The 17,360-nt window shown below is 61.5% G+C and carries 17 protein-coding genes; 9 read left to right on the forward strand and 8 right to left on the reverse strand.

From position 1 onward, the window contains the following. Positions 1-56: 56 nt before the first annotated feature. Positions 57-650 (reverse strand): pseudouridine synthase, encoded by a 594-nt coding sequence (locus BSY238_RS02495; RefSeq protein ID WP_069037757.1) that lies wholly within the window; start codon positions 648-650, stop codon positions 57-59. After that, a complete protein-coding gene (gene aceK, locus BSY238_RS02500) occupies positions 647-2,425 on the reverse strand; it encodes a bifunctional isocitrate dehydrogenase kinase/phosphatase (protein WP_069037758.1) in 1,779 nt (592 codons plus the stop codon). Before aceK ends, BSY238_RS02495 begins: the two co-directional genes overlap by 4 nt. 198 nt (positions 2,426-2,623) lie before the next feature. On the opposite strand from aceK, the gene icd reads away from it, so the two are divergent. Continuing rightward, positions 2,624-3,868, forward strand: a complete 1,245-nt coding sequence (gene icd, locus BSY238_RS02505; RefSeq protein ID WP_069037759.1) for an NADP-dependent isocitrate dehydrogenase — start codon at positions 2,624-2,626, stop codon at positions 3,866-3,868. A gap of 107 nt (positions 3,869-3,975) precedes the next feature. On the opposite strand, the gene cspE is transcribed toward icd, so the two are convergent. Next, positions 3,976-4,179 (reverse strand): transcription antiterminator/RNA stability regulator CspE, encoded by a 204-nt coding sequence (cspE, locus tag BSY238_RS02510; protein WP_069037760.1) that lies wholly within the window; start codon positions 4,177-4,179, stop codon positions 3,976-3,978. Positions 4,180-4,562: 383 nt separating this feature from the next. Between cspE and clpS the strand changes: the two genes are divergently transcribed. The 4 genes from clpS to aceA all read left to right on the forward strand — a co-directional run bounded on the left by clpS (position 4,563) and on the right by aceA (position 9,446). Continuing rightward, positions 4,563-4,871: an ATP-dependent Clp protease adapter ClpS gene (clpS, locus tag BSY238_RS02515; RefSeq protein WP_069037761.1), complete on the forward strand. Its 309-nt coding sequence runs from the start codon at positions 4,563-4,565 to the stop codon at positions 4,869-4,871. A 1-nt stretch (position 4,872) separates the two neighbouring features. Beyond that, positions 4,873-7,143 carry an ATP-dependent Clp protease ATP-binding subunit ClpA gene (clpA, locus tag BSY238_RS02520; protein ID WP_069037762.1) on the forward strand — a complete coding sequence of 757 codons (2,271 nt, stop codon included), beginning with the start codon at positions 4,873-4,875 and terminating at the stop codon, positions 7,141-7,143. Between the two features lie 115 nt (positions 7,144-7,258). Next, positions 7,259-7,738, forward strand: a complete 480-nt coding sequence (gene rraA, locus BSY238_RS02525; RefSeq protein ID WP_069037763.1) for a ribonuclease E activity regulator RraA — start codon at positions 7,259-7,261, stop codon at positions 7,736-7,738. A gap of 409 nt (positions 7,739-8,147) precedes the next feature. After that, positions 8,148-9,446: an isocitrate lyase gene (gene aceA, locus BSY238_RS02530; RefSeq protein ID WP_069037764.1), complete on the forward strand. Its 1,299-nt coding sequence runs from the start codon at positions 8,148-8,150 to the stop codon at positions 9,444-9,446. A 91-nt stretch (positions 9,447-9,537) separates the two neighbouring features. Here the strand turns inward: aceA and BSY238_RS02535 are convergent, their stop codons facing one another. Beyond that, positions 9,538-10,488: a LysR family transcriptional regulator gene (locus BSY238_RS02535; protein WP_069037765.1), complete on the reverse strand. Its 951-nt coding sequence runs from the start codon at positions 10,486-10,488 to the stop codon at positions 9,538-9,540. Positions 10,489-10,788: 300 nt separating this feature from the next. Here BSY238_RS02535 and aceB point away from each other — a divergent pair, with 300 nt between their 5' ends. Then, positions 10,789-12,414 (forward strand): malate synthase A, encoded by a 1,626-nt coding sequence (gene aceB / locus BSY238_RS02540; RefSeq protein WP_069037766.1) that lies wholly within the window; start codon positions 10,789-10,791, stop codon positions 12,412-12,414. A 138-nt stretch (positions 12,415-12,552) separates the two neighbouring features. On the opposite strand, the gene BSY238_RS02545 is transcribed toward aceB, so the two are convergent. The 3 genes from BSY238_RS02545 to coaBC form a co-directional block, all read right to left on the reverse strand. After that, positions 12,553-12,936 (reverse strand): c-type cytochrome, encoded by a 384-nt coding sequence (locus BSY238_RS02545; RefSeq protein WP_069040399.1) that lies wholly within the window; start codon positions 12,934-12,936, stop codon positions 12,553-12,555. A gap of 182 nt (positions 12,937-13,118) precedes the next feature. Continuing rightward, complete coding sequence (dut, locus tag BSY238_RS02550; protein WP_069037767.1) at positions 13,119-13,568, reverse strand: dUTP diphosphatase; 450 nt, start codon at positions 13,566-13,568, stop codon at positions 13,119-13,121. Positions 13,569-13,575: 7 nt separating this feature from the next. Further along, positions 13,576-14,778, reverse strand: a complete 1,203-nt coding sequence (gene coaBC / locus BSY238_RS02555; protein ID WP_069037768.1) for a bifunctional phosphopantothenoylcysteine decarboxylase/phosphopantothenate--cysteine ligase CoaBC — start codon at positions 14,776-14,778, stop codon at positions 13,576-13,578. Positions 14,779-14,824: 46 nt separating this feature from the next. Here coaBC and radC point away from each other — a divergent pair, with 46 nt between their 5' ends. The 3 genes from radC (at position 14,825) to rpmG (ending at position 16,022) form a co-directional block, all read left to right on the forward strand. Beyond that, positions 14,825-15,502 (forward strand): RadC family protein, encoded by a 678-nt coding sequence (radC, locus tag BSY238_RS02560; RefSeq protein WP_069037769.1) that lies wholly within the window; start codon positions 14,825-14,827, stop codon positions 15,500-15,502. A gap of 65 nt (positions 15,503-15,567) precedes the next feature. Continuing rightward, on the forward strand, positions 15,568-15,804 hold the full coding sequence (rpmB, locus tag BSY238_RS02565) for a 50S ribosomal protein L28 (protein WP_069037770.1): 237 nt from the start codon (positions 15,568-15,570) through the stop codon (positions 15,802-15,804). Positions 15,805-15,854: 50 nt separating this feature from the next. Beyond that, positions 15,855-16,022 (forward strand): 50S ribosomal protein L33, encoded by a 168-nt coding sequence (gene rpmG / locus BSY238_RS02570; RefSeq protein ID WP_069037771.1) that lies wholly within the window; start codon positions 15,855-15,857, stop codon positions 16,020-16,022. 151 nt (positions 16,023-16,173) lie between these two features. Here rpmG and purM read toward each other — a convergent pair whose 3' ends face one another. Next, complete coding sequence (gene purM / locus BSY238_RS02575) at positions 16,174-17,229, reverse strand: phosphoribosylformylglycinamidine cyclo-ligase (protein WP_069037772.1); 1,056 nt, start codon at positions 17,227-17,229, stop codon at positions 16,174-16,176. Between the last annotated feature and the right edge of the window lie 131 nt (positions 17,230-17,360).

Here is a 17,360-nt window from a genome sequence, read left to right on the forward strand (position 1 = left end):
AGGCGGTCAGGTGGCATGGATGGTGACGGAATCGATGCGGTGAGTATTGATCGACATCAGTCTGCGCTTGATCGCACGGGCTTGCGCAGGGCGGACGGTACAGGGCTGTCGTGCTCCGCTTCCTGCCATTGACCCGGTTGCAGGCCGCCAAGTTGCCACGGACCGATGGCGATACGGATCAGACGCAGCGTCGGATGGCCGATCGCGGCCGTCATCCGGCGAACCTGGCGGTTGCGCCCCTCGCTGATGTCGAGTTCGAGCCAGCAGGTGGGCACCGCTACACGGTGGCGCACCGGCGGGTCGCGCGGCCACAAACCGGCCGGTTCGTCGATGCGGCGCACCGCGCACGGGCGCGTCGGACCGTCCTTCAGCGTCACGCCGGCACGCAGGCGATCCAGCGCAGCCTCGTCCGGCACCCGTTCGACCTGCACCCGGTAGCGCTTGACCATCTTGTGCTTCGGATCGGTGATGCGATGCTGTAGCGCGCCGTCGTCGGTCAGCAGCAGCAGGCCTTCGCTGTCGGTGTCCAGCCGTCCGGCCGGATAGACGCCCGGTACGGCAACCCAGTCGGCCAGCGTCGGGTGCAGACCGTCGGCGGAAAACTGGCAGATCACGCCGAACGGCTTGTTCAGCAGCAGCAGACGGCTCACGCAGGCACGCCGGACGGCACATCGGCATGTCCGAAACGGCGCGAGAAACGCAGCTGCTCCGGATACGGAAAGAAATCCTGTATGTGACCTTCGCGGATGCGCTGCTGCGTTTCCTGCCAGAACTTCACGTCGAGCAGGTCGCGGTGATACTTCAGGAAAGCGGCGCGCACCTTGGGCGTCGACAGCAGGAAGGTGGCGAACTCTTCGGGAAAGATGTCGTTGCGCGCCACCGAATACCAGACCTCGCCCGACATTTCATGCTCGAAGCTGGGCGGCGGCGGTATGCGGCGGAAGTTGCAGTCGGTCAGGAATTCGATTTCGTCGTAGTCGTAGAACACGACCCGCCCGTAACGCGTGACGCCGAAGTTCTTCCACAGCAGGTCGCCCGGGAAGATGTTGGCGACCGCCAGTTCGCGGATTGCATTGCCGTACTCGTACACCGCATGATCGATCTGTTCCTCGCTGGCCGTTTCGAGGTAGATGTTCAGCGGAATCATGCGCCGCTCGATGTAGCAGTGGCGGATCACCAGCGTGTCGCCGTCGCGTTCGATCATCGACGGCGCCAGCTCTTCGAGCTGCTCCAGCAACTCGGGCGTGAAGCGATGCGCCGGCAGCGCGATGTCGGAAAACTCGATCGTGTCAGCCATGCGGCCGACGCGGTCCACCTGCTTCACCATCAGGAACTTGCGCTTCACCGTTGCCCGGTCGGTGTCCTTCGAGCTGCCGAACTTGTCCTTGATGATCTTGAATACGTAAGGGTAGGACGGAAGCATGAACACCAGCATGACCAGTCCGCGGATACCGGGTGCCTCGACGAAGTTGTCGTTCGAGTGGCGCAGGTGATTGATCAGGTCGCGGAAGAACATCGTCTTCCCCTGCTTGCCCAGCCCGAGCATCGTGTAGATCTCGGAGCGCGGCTTCTTCGGCATCAGCGCGCGCAGGAAATGCACGTTGGCCGACGGCACCTGCATGTCGGCCATGAAGTAGGCACGCGACAGCGAGAACATGACGCTGACCCGCCAGGGTTCGAGCAGGATGGCGTCGAGAAACAGCCCGCCCTTGCGGTCATGCAGCACCGACACCATGAACGGATACTCCTGGTGGCCGTTGATCGCCTTGCCGATCACATAGGCCGCCTTGTTGCGGTAGAAGGCCGAACTGAGCACCTGCAACTGGAAGTTGGCTTCCCGTTGCGGCCATTCGCCGCCCAGATGCGACTGCACGGCGCGCATCACGTAATCGACGTCGCGGTCGAGGTCGGTGAAGGGCCGCTTCCAGCCGAAGTCGCAGAAGATGGTTTTCATCGCCACCCGCAGGCCTGACTGGTTCGGGTAGTAACTGCGCCAGGTCGGCGGCGAGCTTTCGATCAGTTCGGTCGAAATGGCCGGCCGGACGAAGATGAAGTCGTTGTGGAAATACTGTCGGTGCAGGATTTTGGTCGTGACCGAATTGAAGAAGGTTTCGGCCAGTTCGGGCTGCTGGTGATTCACGAGCAGCCCGATGTACAGCAGCTTGGCCTGCTGCCAGGTGTTGTCGTCCAGCGAATCGGCATGAAACTCGTTATGCAGCCGATCGACGCACTCGCGCACACGGTCGTCGTAATACTGGATGCGCTCGCGGATGCAGCGGTGCTGACCCTGCCAGTCCGCCTGTTCGAAGCGCTCCTTGGCATTGCCGCTGACCATGCGGAAAAGGCGATAGTGCTTGTCGAAGCCGTCGATCAGCGCCTGCGCAATGGCCTGGGCGACCCGGTTCTGGCCTGCCGGAAGATTCATGTGCTGTCCGCCCTGTCTGTGAAGGTCTGGATTCTATTGCGGGAGGCCGCCTGACGGGCACCCGCGCCGCACAATCGCGCCCGGCAGTCGCAGCAGGTGTCGCATCAAATCGCGATTGGGGGATAATCGCGCTGGCCCGCTGGCGGCAACCCCGCCGCAGGGACTATAACCAGACAACACACCAAGGAGCTGGATGGCATGAGTACAACTCACATCAAGATTCCCGCCGAGGGGACAAAGATCGTCGCGGGCAAACCGGTCCCGGACAACCCCATCATCCCGTTCATCGAAGGCGACGGCATCGGCGTGGACATCACGCCGGTCATGAAGGACGTCGTGGATGCAGCGGTGGCGAAGGCCTACGGCGGCAAGCGCAAGATCACCTGGATGGAGGTGTATGCAGGCGAGAAGGCCACCCGGATGTACGGCCCTGACGTATGGCTGCCCGAAGACACGCTGGCAGCGCTGAAGGAATACGTGGTGTCGATCAAGGGCCCGATGACGACGCCGGTCGGTGGCGGCATCCGCTCGCTGAACGTTGCGCTGCGTCAGGAGCTTGACCTCTACGTCTGCCTGCGCCCGGTGTGCTACTTCCAGGGCGTGCCGAGCCCGGTCAAGCACCCGGAGCAGATCAACATGGTGATCTTCCGCGAAAATACTGAAGACATCTATGCCGGCATCGAGTGGCAGGCCGAGTCGGACGGGGCGCGTAAGGTGATCAAGTTCCTGCGCGACGAAATGGGCGTCAAGAAGATCCGCTTCCCGGAAACATCGGCCATCGGCATCAAGCCGGTGTCGCGCGAGGGCTCGGAACGCCTGATCCGCAAGGCGTTGCAGTACGCGGTGGACAACGATCGCAAGTCAGTCACCTTCGTGCACAAGGGCAACATCATGAAGTTCACGGAAGGCGGCTTCCGCGACTTCGGCTATGGGCTGGCGCAGAACGAGTTCGGTGCCGAGCCGATCGATGGCGGCCCGTGGTGCAAGTTCAAGAACCCGAAGACCGGTCGCGACATCATCGTCAAGGATGCGATCGCCGACGCCTTCCTGCAGCAGATCCTGCTGCGCCCGGCCGATTACGACGTGATCGCGACGCTGAATCTGAACGGCGACTACATTTCCGACGCGCTGGCAGCACAGGTCGGCGGCATCGGCATTGCGCCGGGCGCCAACATTTCGGATCAGTACGCCGTGTTCGAAGCCACGCACGGCACGGCTCCGAAGTACGCGGGTCTGGACAAGGTGAATCCGGGTTCGCTGATCCTGTCCGCAGAGATGATGCTGCGCCACATGGGCTGGCTCGAAGCGGCTGATCTGATCATCTCTTCAATGGAGCGCGCCATCGGCGACCGGCAGGTGACTTACGACTTTGCCCGTCTGATGGACGGCGCAAACGAAGTGTCCTGCTCGGAATTCGGCCGTGCAATGATCGCGCGCATGTAATCCGGCACATACCGCGCGCCCGAAACGAAGCATCGGGTGCGCGGCAGTACAAAACAAAAAACCCGGTCCTGGACCGGGTTTTTTGTTTTGTACTGCCTGTCGGGCGATCAAGCCGCCTGGATGTTCGCCGCCTGTTTGCCTTTCGGGCCTTGCGTCACTTCAAAACTCACTTTCTGACCTTCCTTGAGCGTCTTGAAGCCTCCCATCTGAATCGCGGAAAAATGCGCGAACAGATCTTCGCTGCCGTCGTCGGGCGTGATGAAGCCGTAACCTTTGGAATCGTTGAACCACTTCACAGTGCCAGTTGCCATTGCTGTCTTCCTCTCCGCTGCTCGAATGACCCGAAATCCCCGTTGTGTGTGCACTTCAAGTTCTGATGCTCTGACTCCGGGAACTACCGACCCTGCGGGAACTCCGCAACGGACTGAGAATCCGATCACGCAAGAGCTTGAACCAAGTACAAATCGGCATTTAGCCCAGATGTCCTGAACGGTCAAGACGTTTCCATTGTGCAGTACGGCACATCACCATGGCCACTATACGAGCCCGTTACGCGATGAAGGCCTGTCACATGTTCAGTCCGGAATGAGCGCCTGCCGGGCGGATCGGGTGGATGTCGACGGCCCGGAAAAGACCCCTGAAAGCCGTAGAATTCCCGTGTTGCAGAGCGGTTGATTGTGATTAGAATGAGGCCATGGTTACACGCAAGCAGGAAGAAACACTTCTTGAGCTTGAAAAGAACAGGGCGGAGCCCCCACCTCTCTTCAAGGTCATGGTGTTGAATGACGATTACACCCCGATGGACTTCGTGGTTGGAGTGCTCCAGAGGTTTTTTGCCATGAGCAGGGAACAGGCTACCCGCGTGATGCTCAAGGTACATACGGAGGGCGCCGGAGTTTGCGGCATTTACCCCAGGGACGTAGCAGCGTCCAAGGTCGAACAGGTGTGTACCTTTGCCCGCCAGCATCAACATCCGCTGGCGTGTGTCATGGAGGAAAATTGAAATGATCGCGCAGGAGTTGGAAGTCAGTCTTCACATGGCATTCGTCGAAGCACGGCAGAAGCGCCATGAATTCATCACGGTCGAGCACCTGCTGCTCGCGCTGCTCGACAATCCTTCAGCCGCAGAGGTGCTACGTGCGTGTGCCGTCAATATTGACGACCTGCGCAAGGAGTTGTCTGCTTTCATCAACGAGCACACGCCCGTGGTCGATGGCAGCGAAGAAATCGACACGCAGCCGACGCTAGGATTCCAGCGCGTGATCCAGCGCGCCATCCTGCACGTACAGTCGTCGGGCAAGAAGGAAGTCACCGGCGCCAACGTGCTCGTCGCGATCTTCGGCGAGAAGGATTCGCACGCGGTGTACTTCCTGCAGCGTCAGGGCGTCACGCGGCTCGATATCGTCAATTTCATTTCGCATGGCATCACCAAGTCGGCACAGCCCGCTGCCGCGAACAAACCCGAGGCCGAGCAGTCCGAGCAGGAGCCGGAAGGCAGCCAGGCAGGCGGTGCGCTCGACAGCTTCACGCAGAACCTGAACGCACAGGCGCTGATGGGCAAGATCGACCCTCTGATCGGTCGCGATGACGAACTCGAACGCGTCATTCAGACGCTGTGCCGCCGACGCAAGAACAACCCGCTGCTGGTGGGCGAAGCCGGCGTCGGCAAGACCGCCATCGCGGAGGGTCTCGCGCGCCGCATCATCGAAGGCCGAGTTCCCGACATTCTTGCCGACGCAACGATCTATGCGCTCGACATGGGTGCGCTGCTCGCCGGAACCAAGTACCGCGGCGACTTCGAACAGCGTCTGAAGTCGGTGCTGAAGCAGCTGCTCGACAACGCGAACGCGATCCTGTTCATCGACGAGATCCACACGCTGATCGGTGCAGGCGCAGCCTCCGGCGGTACGCTTGATGCGTCCAACCTGTTGAAGCCGGCACTGTCTTCCGGGCAGCTGAAGTGCATCGGTGCGACGACCTACACCGAGTACCGCGGCGTGTTCGAAAAGGATCACGCCCTATCGCGCCGGTTCCAGAAGATCGACGTCAATGAACCGAGCGTCCAGGAAACCGTGTCGATCCTGAAGGGCCTGAAATCACGCTTCGAACAGCATCACGGCGTCAAGTATTCGTCGACGGCACTGTCGTCGGCGGCAGAACTGTCGGCCCGGTACATCAACGACCGTCACCTGCCCGACAAGGCGATCGACGTGATCGATGAAGCAGGTGCCGCCCAGCGCGTGCTGCCCAAGTCGAAGCAGAAGAAGGTCATCGGCAAGACCGAGATCGAAGAAATCGTCGCGAAGATTGCGCGCGTTCCTTCGCAGCACGTGTCCAACGACGATCGCTCCGCGCTGCGCAACCTCGACCGCGATCTGCGGAATGTGGTGTTCGGTCAGGAGAAGGCCATCGACGCACTGGCGACCGCGATCAAGATGTCGAGATCCGGTCTGGGCAATCCGCAGAAGCCGATCGGCAGTTTCCTGTTCAGCGGCCCGACCGGCGTCGGCAAGACGGAAGTTGCGCGTCAGCTGGCCTACTGCATGGGCATCGAACTGGTGCGTTTCGACATGTCCGAATACATGGAACGCCACGCAGTCAGCCGGCTGATCGGTGCTCCCCCGGGCTATGTCGGCTTCGACCAGGGCGGCCTGCTGACCGAGGCGGTGACCAAGAAGCCGCATTGCGTACTGCTGCTCGACGAGATCGAGAAGGCGCACCCGGACATCTACAACATCCTGCTGCAGGTGATGGACCACGGTACGCTGACCGACAACAACGGGCGCCAGGCTGACTTCCGCAATGTGGTCATCATCATGACGACCAACGCCGGCCAGGAAACACTGCAGAAATCGGTGATCGGCTTTACCGACGACCGCAAGCCGGGCGACGAAATGGTCGATATCAAGCGCCTGTTTACGCCAGAGTTCCGCAACCGTCTTGATGCCATCATTTCCTTCAAGCCACTCGATCACGAAATCATCCTGCGCGTGGTCGACAAGTTCCTGATGCAACTGGAAGGTCAGCTGCAGGAGAAGAAGGTCGAGGTGGTTTTCTCGGACACGCTGCGTTCCTGGCTCGCCGAGTCCGGATTCGACCCGCTGATGGGTGCGCGCCCGATGGCACGCCTGATTCAGGACACGATCCGCTCGGCACTGGCCGACGAGTTGCTGTTTGGCCGCCTGACCAATGGCGGCAAGGTGACCATCGACATCGATGCCGACAAGAAGGTAAAGCTGGTATTCGACGAAGAGGAAGCCGTAGCACCGGCGTAGTGCCGGGAGTTACAGCAGAGGCGGCCCGCGGGCCGCCTCTTTTTTTGCCCCGGCTTTCTTGCTCCATTTTTCTTGCACCGACTTCAACCGTGTTTCCAATGGGAAAGGACACAGCATGACGATTCAGACAGCAGATCTGTGCGACCAATTCGAAGCCGACCTGCGCATCTGCGCGCCCATGTTCCGCAGCTTCGGCGGGCACAGCGCCTTCGGTGGTCCGATCAGCACCTTGAAGCTGTTCGAAGACAACGGGCTGGTGCGCAAGGCACTCGAGACACCTGGCAACGGCAAGGTGCTTGTGGTCGATGGCGGCGGATCGATGCGCCGGGCGCTGGTCGGCGACCAGATCGCTGCGCTGGCAGTGAAAAACGGTTGGGCAGGTATCGTCGTCTATGGCTGCATCCGCGACTCGGCCGCCATTTCGCAGATGACCATCGGGGTGATGGCGCTCGGCACCCATCCGCTCAAAACCGTGAAACGCAATGAAGGCCAGAGCGACATCACGGTCAGCTTCGGCGGCATCGACTTCGTCCCCGGACATTATCTGTATGCGGACGGAGACGGCATCATCGTGAGTGCGCGCGCACTGATCTGAAGTAAATCCGTGTATCGCAGCGCACCAAAATTCGAGCGCTTTCCGGGTTTATTTCACACCTTGTTGTCGATTAAAATACCAAGCAACTGTTTTTAAAAAGAAAAATATTTCTTATATCTTATAGAAGACCTCTTGTTGCTTTGCCCAAGGATCTTTATACTTCGCTTGTCACGATCGTCGCCTGATACTGCTGTCAGTCGGTTTCCGGATGCCCGGCCTGCATGTCACCACCCATGACTTCATGCCAACGCCGATTTCGTGGTTCGGCCCGCACCAGCACTCGATGGCCGAAAGGATGTCCGGACAACGCAACCGGACAGGGGCGTCAAGCCGCTTCAGATTCAGATGCAGGCCGCGCAGCGCGCACACGCTGAGCGACCGTTTTTTGTTTTTTCTCCGAGGATGAGCAATGAGCACGAAAGATCAGGAAATCGCCAAGATTCAGAAGGATTGGGACGAGAACCCCCGCTGGAAGGGCATCAAGCGCGGCTACACCGCAGCCGACGTCTACCGCCTGCGCGGTTCGTTCCCGGTCGAGTACTCGCTGGCCCGCCGCGGCGCTGAAAAGCTGTGGGATCTGGTTCACAACGAGCCGTTCGTCAACTGCCTCGGCGCACTGACCGGCGGTCAGGCCATGCAGCAGGTGAAGGCCGGCGTGAAGGCGATCTACCTGTCGGGCTGGCAAGTTGCCGCGGACAACAATTCGTACGAAGCGATGTACCCGGACCAGTCGCTGTACCCGGTTGATTCGGTGCCGACGGTCGTCAGCCGCATCAACAACAGCTTCAAGCGCGCTGATGAAATCCAGCACGCCAAGGGCATCTACGAAGGCGACAAGGGCTACATCGACTACTTCGCGCCCATCGTGGCAGACGCAGAAGCCGGTTTCGGCGGCGTGCTCAATGCACACGAACTGATGAAGGCGATGATCCGCGCCGGCGCCGGTGGCGTGCATTTCGAAGACCAGCTGGCGTCCGTGAAGAAGTGCGGCCACATGGGTGGCAAGGTGCTCGTGCCGACGCAGGAAGCCGTTCAGAAGCTGATTGCGGCCCGTCTGGCTGCCGACGTCTACGGCGTACCGACCCTGATTCTGGCCCGTACCGACGCGGAAGCGGCTGACCTGCTGACCAGCGACTGCGACGCCAACGACAAGCCCTTCGTCACCGGCGAGCGCACGGCCGAAGGCTTCTACAAGACCAACAAGGGTCTGGATCAGGCCATCTCGCGCGGTCTGGCCTATGCGCCCTACGCCGATCTGATCTGGTGCGAAACCGGCACGCCGGACCTGGCATTCGCCAAGGCTTTTGCCGATGCGATCCACGCCAAGTTCCCGGGCAAGCTGCTGGCGTACAACTGCTCGCCGTCGTTCAACTGGAAGAAGAACCTGGACGATGCGACCATCGCCAAGTTCCAGCGCGAACTGGGCGCCATGGGCTACAAGTACCAGTTCATCACGCTCGCCGGCATCCACAACATGTGGTACCACATGTTCGATCTGGCGCAGGACTACGTCGCCCGCGGCATGTCTGCCTACGTCGAAAAGGTGCAGGAGCCGGAATTCGCGGCCCGCGACCGCGGCTACACCTTCGTGTCGCACCAGCAGGAAGTCGGCACCGGCTACTTTGACGATGTGACCACCACGATCCAGGGTGGCGCTTCGTCGGTGACCGCGCTGACCGGCTCGACCGAAGAAGAACAGTTCCACTGAGTTAGTCCCCCGCGCAAGCGGAATGAAAAAGCCGCCGGATTTGCATCCGGCGGCTTTTTTTTCGCATGCTTTCACCGAAGATTACCCGCGACTACTCTTCGTCACCCGACTGAGGCAATTCGGGCATGTGAGTCCCGCCGGATTCCCAGTAAGCCAGATCGCCATACGTCAGCTTCAGCAGATCCACGAACAGCCGGACACGCAGCGGCAGATGACGGCGCTGCGGAAACAGCGCAAAGATGCCCATCGGCGGTGCCGCGAAGTCGTGCAGCACCTCCATCAGCGCACCGGAAGCCAGATCCTCGCGCACCTCCCAGTACGAACGCCAGGCCAGTCCGAGTCCGCTCACCGCCCAGTCGCGCAGCACGGCCCCGTCATTGCATTCGACCAGATGCGTGATGCGCAATGTCAGCGGCTCGCCATGAGCCATGAAATTCCAGCCACGCGACTGCGCACGGTTCGGTCCGAGCCCCAGGCAGCGGTGCTGCAGAAGGTCGTAAGGATGACCGGGCTTGCCAAACCGCTGCAGGTATTCCGGGCTCGCGACAACGACGCGACGCGTCTCGCCCAATTTGATACTGATCATGCTGGAATCCGGAAGGCTGCCGATCCGGACTGCGCAGTCCACGTTCTCGTTCACCAGGTCGACCATCCGATCGGTCAGATCCAGCGAAATCTTGACCTCCGGATTGAGGCCCATGAAGCGCTTCACCAGCGGCGCGACATGACGGCGACCGAAGCCGGCAGGTGCGCTGACGCGCAGCAGTCCCGTGGCACGCGCCCCACCGGCGCCGACAGCAGCATCGGCGCTGGCCATCTCGTTCAGGATGCGCTGGCAATCTTCGAGGTAGGCCGTGCCCTCATGGGTCAGCGTGAGCTTGCGGGTCGTGCGCAGCATCAATTTCACGCCCAGCCGCTCTTCCAGCGAGTCGATTCGCCTTCCGATCACGGCCGGCTGCACCCCTTCAAGCTTGGCTACTGCAGACAGGCTGCCCTGGGCAGCAACCGAAACGAAGGATTCAATCTCTTTGAAGCGGTCCATTTTGTACTTTTAGTAAAAGATAAATGTACTTAAGCGGAGCTTAACTATTGCATAAGGAAAGTCTAGTATTTGTGCAGATGCAGCAATTCACACCGGGCACAAGCCGGTCTGATGCATCGGACGTTAGACCTCGGTCCTCCCGTCTGCAGATGGCGCAACCCGACTTCTGCGGCACATCCTTCCGGCGACGGCACCACCGCTGATCGGCTGGATGTGAGGGACGGCCACCTCTGGTCCGGAGCACGTAGCACTTCCGCTCACGTCACACCGGCTCGCGAACTGCCATCGGAGCGCACGCTTATGACTATTGCTGAATCGACCCAGAAGCTCGACCGCACAGCGGAACTGCCGGAAGGCGTGATCATCACCGCGCCGGTCAGCGCCGAGTACCGCGAAATCCTGACGCACGAAGCCCTCGCGCTGCTCGCGAAGCTGCACCGTCAGTTCGAGCCTCGTCGTCGCGAAGCGCTCGCCGCGCGTGTCAAGCGCGCTGCCGAACTCGACGCCGGCATGCCGATGGACTTCCTGCCCGACACGCTGCATATCCGCGAAGGCAACTGGAAGATTGCACCGCTGCCCCCGGCGCTCCAGCGCCGACGCATTGAGATCACCGGGCCGACCGAGCGCAAGATGGTGATCAACGCGCTGAATGCCGGCGCCGACAGCTACATGAGCGATTTCGAAGATTCGAATTCGCCGTCGTGGGACAACCAGATCACCGGACAGATCAATCTGCGCGACGCCATCCGCCGCACCATCAGCGTCGAGAAGGACGGCAAGACCTACGCGCTGAACGATGAAGTGGCCGTGCTCCAGGTGCGTCCGCGCGGCTGGCACCTCGACGAGAAACATGTGCTGATCGATGGTCAGCGCGTGTCCGGCGGCCTGTTCGATTTCACGCTCTACTTCTTCCACAACGCGAAGGAATTGATCGCTCGTGGCGCTGGCCCCTTCTTCTATCTGCCGAAGCTGCAGAGCCACCGCGAGGCGCGGCTGTGGAACGACGTGTTCGTCGCTGCCCAGGAGGCCCTCGGCATCCCGCGCGGCACGATCAAGGCCACGGTGCTGATCGAAACGCTGCATGCCGCGTTCGAAATGGACGAAATCCTTTACGAACTGCGCGATCACAGTGCAGGCCTGAATGCCGGCCGCTGGGATTACATCTTTTCCTGCATCAAGGCCATGCGCAACAACCGCGACTTCTGTCTGGCTGACCGCAGCAAGATCCTGATGACAGTGCCGTTCATGCGCGCGTACGCGCTGTCGCTGATCAAGACCTGCCACAGGCGCGGCGCACCGGCGATCGGCGGCATGAGCGCGCTGATCCCGAACAAGAAGGATCCGGACGCGAACGAAAAGGCGCTTGCCGGCATCCGCGCCGACAAGCATCGCGATGTGACCGATGGCTACGACGGCGGCTGGGTGGCACACCCGGGTCTGGTCGCACCGGCGCTGGCGGAATTCGTCGCCGTGCTGGGCGACCGCCCGAACCAGTTCGACAAGCAGCTTCCGGACGTCAATTACGGCGCCGCCGACCTGCTCGACTTCCGTCCCGAAGGCCCGATCACGGAAACCGGCCTGCGTACCAACATCAATGTCGGCATTCACTATCTGGGCGCCTGGATGGATGGCAACGGGTGCGTGCCCATCCACGGTCTGATGGAAGATGCCGCAACGGCCGAAATCAGCCGGGCTCAAGTGTGGTCCTGGATCCGCAGCCCCAAGGGCATTCTGGACGACGGTCGCAAGGTCACGGCAGACATGGTGCGGGCGCTGATCCCGCAGGAACTGGACAAGATCAAGGCGCTGCTTGGCGCCGGCTACAAGGACACCTACATGCGCGCCGCCAACCTGTTTGGCGACATGTGCGTGGCCACCGAACTGGCCGACTTTCTGACGCTGCCGGCTTACGAACGCATGGAGTAAGCCTTACCCACCGCAGCATCACTGACGGCACCCCACAAGGGTGCCGTTTTTCTTTTCGCCCGACTCTCGCCGGGAGCGGAAACAGAAAAGGCCCGGAAACCGGGCCTTTTTGCATTCGTTCAGTGCGTCTGTGCGCACTTACTCCATCGGGAAAACCTTGCCCGGGGCGATCTTGCCATCGGAACGACCCTTGAGGTAGGCGTACAGGCTGTCGGCCTTCTCGCCCTTCAGGAAGGGGTGCGGCGGCATGCCGCGATCAGCATGCGAACCTTCAACCACAATCTGGAGAAACTCTTCCTTCGGGACCTTCTTCAGGCTTTCGATCAGCGACGGACCGACCATGCCTTCCTGGTTGGCACCGTGACAGCGCTCACACGCCGCGGCACGCCAGGTACGCCAGCCGGTCATCGTCTTGGCGTCAACCTTGTTGCCTTCGGCAACGGTATAGGGGGCTGCGTCCTGCGCCATGGCTGTAGCCGCCATTGCAGCGAGCACGATGCCTACCAATTGTTTGCGAATCACGATCAACTCTCCTCGAATAATGGGTGATGGTGCAGTTGGAAAAACGAATGCTCAGGCCAAAAGGATTACATGACCTGCGATAAACAAGAGATAAGTATCTGCTTATGGCTTTAACCCATCGAACTTATAATGTTATCGCGTGACTCCCGTTAAAAAAAGGGATGGCACAAACTTTCAAATAATCAAAGGCTTCCGGTCGAACCGAAGCCACCTTCACCGCGCGATGACGCATCGAACGTGTCGACACGGCGCAGCTCCACCTGTACGACCGGTACAACCACGAGCTGTGCAATACGTTCCATCGGTTGAAGGACAAACGCCGTGTCACCCCGGTTCCACAGCGACACGAAAATCTGTCCCTGGTAGTCGGAATCGATCAGCCCGACCAGATTGCCCAGCACGATGCCGTGCTTGTGGCCCAGACCGGAACGCGGCAGCACGATTGCCGCCAGGCCGGGATCGGCCAGATGAATGGCGATGCCGCTCGGCACGAGCAGCGTGTCGCCCGGATTGACGGTGGTCGTCGCCTCGATGCAGGCACGCAGATCGAGGCCGGCCGAGCCGGCCGTCGCATAAGCCGGCAGGGCATCGTTCAGGCGTGGGTCAAGAATCTTGTAGTCGAGCACGGACATTGCGGGTTCAGTCCTTCAGCAGTCGGGAAACATGTTCGAGAATGGCGCGCGCCACAACGGGCTTGGACGCACGTTCCAGCGGGTGGCGACCTGCGTCGTCATACAGCACGACCAGATTGTCTTCGCTACCGAGACCGTCCGACACCAGATTGCCGACGACCAGCGGCAGCCGCTTGTTGCGCCGCTTGTCCTGCGCATAGGTATCAAGATCGTGGCTCTCGGCGGCAAAACCCACGCAGAACGGCGCATCGGCGCGCGCCGCCACTTCGGCGAGGATGTCGGGATTGCGCACCAGTTCCAGTGACATCGAATCGGCCGACTTCTTGATCTTGCGTGCGCTCGGGCTGGCCGGCCGGTAATCGGCCACCGCAGCCACGGCAACGAACACGTCCGTACCGGACAGGTTGTTCAGCACCGCATCTCGCATGTCACGGGCACTCGCCACATCGATGCGTCGAACGCCGCGGGGCAGCGCGAGCGCCGTCGGGCCGCTGACCAGCGTGACACGGGCCCCCGCCCGCACAGCCGCCTGCGCCAGCGCATACCCCATGCGCCCGGAACTCAGGTTGGTGATGACACGCACCGGGTCAATCGCCTCGGACGTCGGACCCGCAGTGATCAGCACCTGCCTGCCGGCGAGTGACTTCGGCGTGAAATGCGACAGCACGGCCTCCAGCAAATCCGCCGGCTCGACCATGCGCCCGGCACCGACTTCGCCACAGGCCTGTTCGCCGGCGGCCGGGCCTTCCATATATGTACCGTCGCCCACCAGCGTTGCAACATTGCGGCGGGTCGCCGGGTGTTCCCACATCTGGCGGTTCATTGCGGGTGCAACCATCAGCGCGCAGCCTTGGTCACGGGCGAGGCACAAGGTGCTCAGCAGATCGTCCGCCCTGCCCTGCGCCAGTCGTGCGATGCAGTCGGCCGTCGCAGGCGCAATCAGTATCAGTTGCGCGTCGCGCGTCAGGTCGATGTGCGCCATGCCGTTGGGCATGCGCGCGTCCCACGGATCGGACCATACGGCCTGGCCGGTGATGGCCTGGAAGGTGGCCGGCCCGACGAAATGCATGGCGGACTCGGTCATCACGACACGCACGTCCGCACCGGCTTTCACCAGCAGCCGCGCCAGCTCGGCCGACTTGTAGGCCGCCACACCACCGCTGACACCGAGCACCACGGTACGCCCGGACAGTTCGGAGACGGGTTTCATGACGATGTAGTATCCTGATCCGGTTGAACTGGAGGATTGTAACGCGATGGCGATCAAGGACTGGAGCGAGGACCAGCGTCCGCGCGAGCGCCTGCTGGCGCACGGTGCGGAATCACTGTCGCCGGCCGAACTGCTGGCCATCTTCCTGCGCGTCGGTGTGACCGGCAAGTCGGCGGTCGATCTGGCGCGCGATCTGCTCGATCACTTCGACAACAGTGTGCTCGCGCTGAGCACCGCTCCGATTGAAGAGCTGTGCCGCGTCAAGGGCATGGGCACAGCGAAATCGGCGCAACTCAAGGCCACACTCGAACTGGCGCGCCGCGCGCTGTCCGAACAGATGAAGGCGCGAGATGCGCTGAGTTCGCCCGACGCCGTTCGCAACTGGCTGAAGCTGCGCCTCGGCGGACTTGGCCACGAAGTGTTCATGGTGCTACTGCTCGACGCACAGAACCGTCTGGTGCAAGCGGTCGAACTGTTCCGCGGCACCCTGACGCAGACCAGCGTGTATCCGCGCGAGGTCGTGAAACTGGCTCTGGCGCACAACGCGGCCGGCGTCATCCTGGCGCACAACCACCCGTCCGGCGTTGCCGAACCGTCGCGTGCCGACGACTTCCTGACGCAGTCGCTCAAGCAGGCGCTGGCACTCGTAGACGTGCGTGTACTGGACCATGTGATCATCGGCGGCGGGGCAACCTGCTCGTTCGCGGAACGCGGGCTGCTGTGAAATACTTGAGCAGGAATTGAACAGTCCGCTATAATCGCGAGCTTTTCCGCTTCTGGAGCCAGAACATGTCCCGCGTTTGCCAAGTTACCGGGAAGTCGCCGATGGTGGGTAACCACGTTTCCCATGCCAACAACAGAACCAAGCGCCGCTTCCTGCCCAATCTCCAGCAACGCCGTTTCTGGCTGGAGTCCGAAGGTCGTTTCGTCAGCCTGCGCGTAAGCACCAAAGGGCTCCGGACGATCGACAAGAAGGGCATTGAAACAGTACTCGCCGAAATCCGCGCACGCGGCGAGAAAATCTAACCACGCATTCAGTTCCGGCCGCGCCGGACTCGACACGAAGGGAATACGTCATGGCCAAGGGCGGACGCGACAAGATCAAGCTGGAATCCACTGCCGGCACCGGTCATTTCTACACGACCACGAAGAACAAGCGCACCAAGCCGGAAAAGATGGAAATCATGAAGTTCGATCCGAAGGCGCGCAAGCACGTGATCTACAAGGAAACCAAGCTGAAGTAAGGCTTGAGAAGGCGCGCGGCTGATGCAGCCCGCACCACCTTCGACGCAATAAAAAAACCCGCTCGAAGCGGGTTTTTTTATTGCGTGCGATCCGCTGGCGGAGCATCAGTCAGCTCGATGCACTGAGCACGGAAACCGCCGACGGTCGCGATCAGCTCACGACGGTCTGCGCTTCGCCGTCGCCGCAGCGCACGATGTGGCCGATGCGATGCACGGTTTCACCGGCGCCGGACAGCGATGCCACGGCATGATCCGCATCCGCCGCGGCCACGATGACCACCATGCCGATGCCGCAGTTGAACACGCGGTACATTTCCTGTTCGGCGACGTTGCCGGCCTCGCGCAGCCAGGCGAACAGCGGCGGCAGCGTCCAGGACGACGCATCGATGTGCGCAGACAGTCCGGCCGGCAGCACGCGCGGCACGTTGTCGAGCAGGCCGCCGCCGGTGATGTGCGCCATGCCCTTCACCAGGCCGGGCGCCTCCTTCATCAGCGCCAGCAGCGGCTTCACGTAGATGCGGGTCGGTTCGAGCACGGTATCGCGCAGGCTGCGGCCGTGGAAGTCGGCGTCCAGGTCCGGCGCGTCGCGTTCGAGTATCTTGCGCAGCAGCGAATAGCCATTCGAATGCGCGCCGCTGGATGCCAGCCCGAGCACCACGTCGCCCTCGGCAATGGTTTCGCCGGTGATCAGCGCCGACTTTTCGGCGATGCCGACCGCGAAACCCGCCAGATCGTATTCGCCGGCCGGATACATGCCCGGCATTTCGGCGGTTTCACCGCCGATCAAGGCGCAGCCGGCCAGTTCGCAGCCGCGCGCGATGCCGCCGACGACACGCGCCGCGGTATCGACGTCGAGCTTGCCGCAGGCAAAGTAGTCGAGGAAGAACACCGGTTCGGCGCCCTGCACCAGGATGTCGTTCACGCTCATCGCCACCAGATCCTGGCCCACCGTATCGTGACCGTCGAGCTGGAAGGCCAGCCTGAGCTTGGTGCCGACGCCATCCGTGCCCGATACCAGCACCGGTTCGCGATAGCTTTTCGATACTTCGAACAGCGCGCCGAAGCCACCGATGCCGCCCAGCACCTCGGGCCGCATCGTGCGTTTGGCCAGCGGCTTGATGCGCTCGACCAGCGCATCACCGGCGTCGATATCCACACCGGCGGCGGCGTAGCTCAGAGGGGGGCGGGAATCCTTGGAAGCTGTCATGACATGCGGGGCGCACAGCGCCGGAAAAGATGAGGACGGGACGGGTCGTAAAGCGAAACTTGCTACACTCATGGCCGATTTCGTCGCGAATCGAAAGTTTTTTCGACAGCGCTCGTTCTGCGTCGGCGCAC

It is taken from the genome of Methyloversatilis sp. RAC08 (assembly GCF_001713355.1).
Lineage (GTDB): Bacteria > Pseudomonadota > Gammaproteobacteria > Burkholderiales > Rhodocyclaceae > Methyloversatilis.

Excerpts from the sequence above, each read along its gene's own strand:
- aceK (WP_069037758.1), bottom strand. The coding sequence starts at position 2,425 with ATGAATCTTCCGGCAGGCCAGAACCGGGTCGCCCAGGCCATTGCGCAG.
- icd (WP_069037759.1), top strand. The coding sequence starts at position 2,624 with ATGAGTACAACTCACATCAAGATTCCCGCCGAGGGGACAAAGATCGTC.
- cspE (WP_069037760.1), bottom strand. The coding sequence starts at position 4,179 with ATGGCAACTGGCACTGTGAAGTGGTTCAACGATTCCAAAGGTTACGGC.
- clpS (WP_069037761.1), top strand. The coding sequence starts at position 4,563 with ATGGTTACACGCAAGCAGGAAGAAACACTTCTTGAGCTTGAAAAGAAC.
- clpA (WP_069037762.1), top strand. The coding sequence starts at position 4,873 with ATGATCGCGCAGGAGTTGGAAGTCAGTCTTCACATGGCATTCGTCGAA.
- rraA (WP_069037763.1), top strand. The coding sequence starts at position 7,259 with ATGACGATTCAGACAGCAGATCTGTGCGACCAATTCGAAGCCGACCTG.
- aceA (WP_069037764.1), top strand. The coding sequence starts at position 8,148 with ATGAGCACGAAAGATCAGGAAATCGCCAAGATTCAGAAGGATTGGGAC.
- BSY238_RS02535 (WP_069037765.1), bottom strand. The coding sequence starts at position 10,488 with ATGGACCGCTTCAAAGAGATTGAATCCTTCGTTTCGGTTGCTGCCCAG.
- aceB (WP_069037766.1), top strand. The coding sequence starts at position 10,789 with ATGACTATTGCTGAATCGACCCAGAAGCTCGACCGCACAGCGGAACTG.
- dut (WP_069037767.1), bottom strand. The coding sequence starts at position 13,568 with ATGTCCGTGCTCGACTACAAGATTCTTGACCCACGCCTGAACGATGCC.
- coaBC (WP_069037768.1), bottom strand. The coding sequence starts at position 14,778 with ATGAAACCCGTCTCCGAACTGTCCGGGCGTACCGTGGTGCTCGGTGTC.
- radC (WP_069037769.1), top strand. The coding sequence starts at position 14,825 with ATGGCGATCAAGGACTGGAGCGAGGACCAGCGTCCGCGCGAGCGCCTG.
- rpmB (WP_069037770.1), top strand. The coding sequence starts at position 15,568 with ATGTCCCGCGTTTGCCAAGTTACCGGGAAGTCGCCGATGGTGGGTAAC.
- rpmG (WP_069037771.1), top strand. The coding sequence starts at position 15,855 with ATGGCCAAGGGCGGACGCGACAAGATCAAGCTGGAATCCACTGCCGGC.
- purM (WP_069037772.1), bottom strand. The coding sequence starts at position 17,229 with ATGACAGCTTCCAAGGATTCCCGCCCCCCTCTGAGCTACGCCGCCGCC.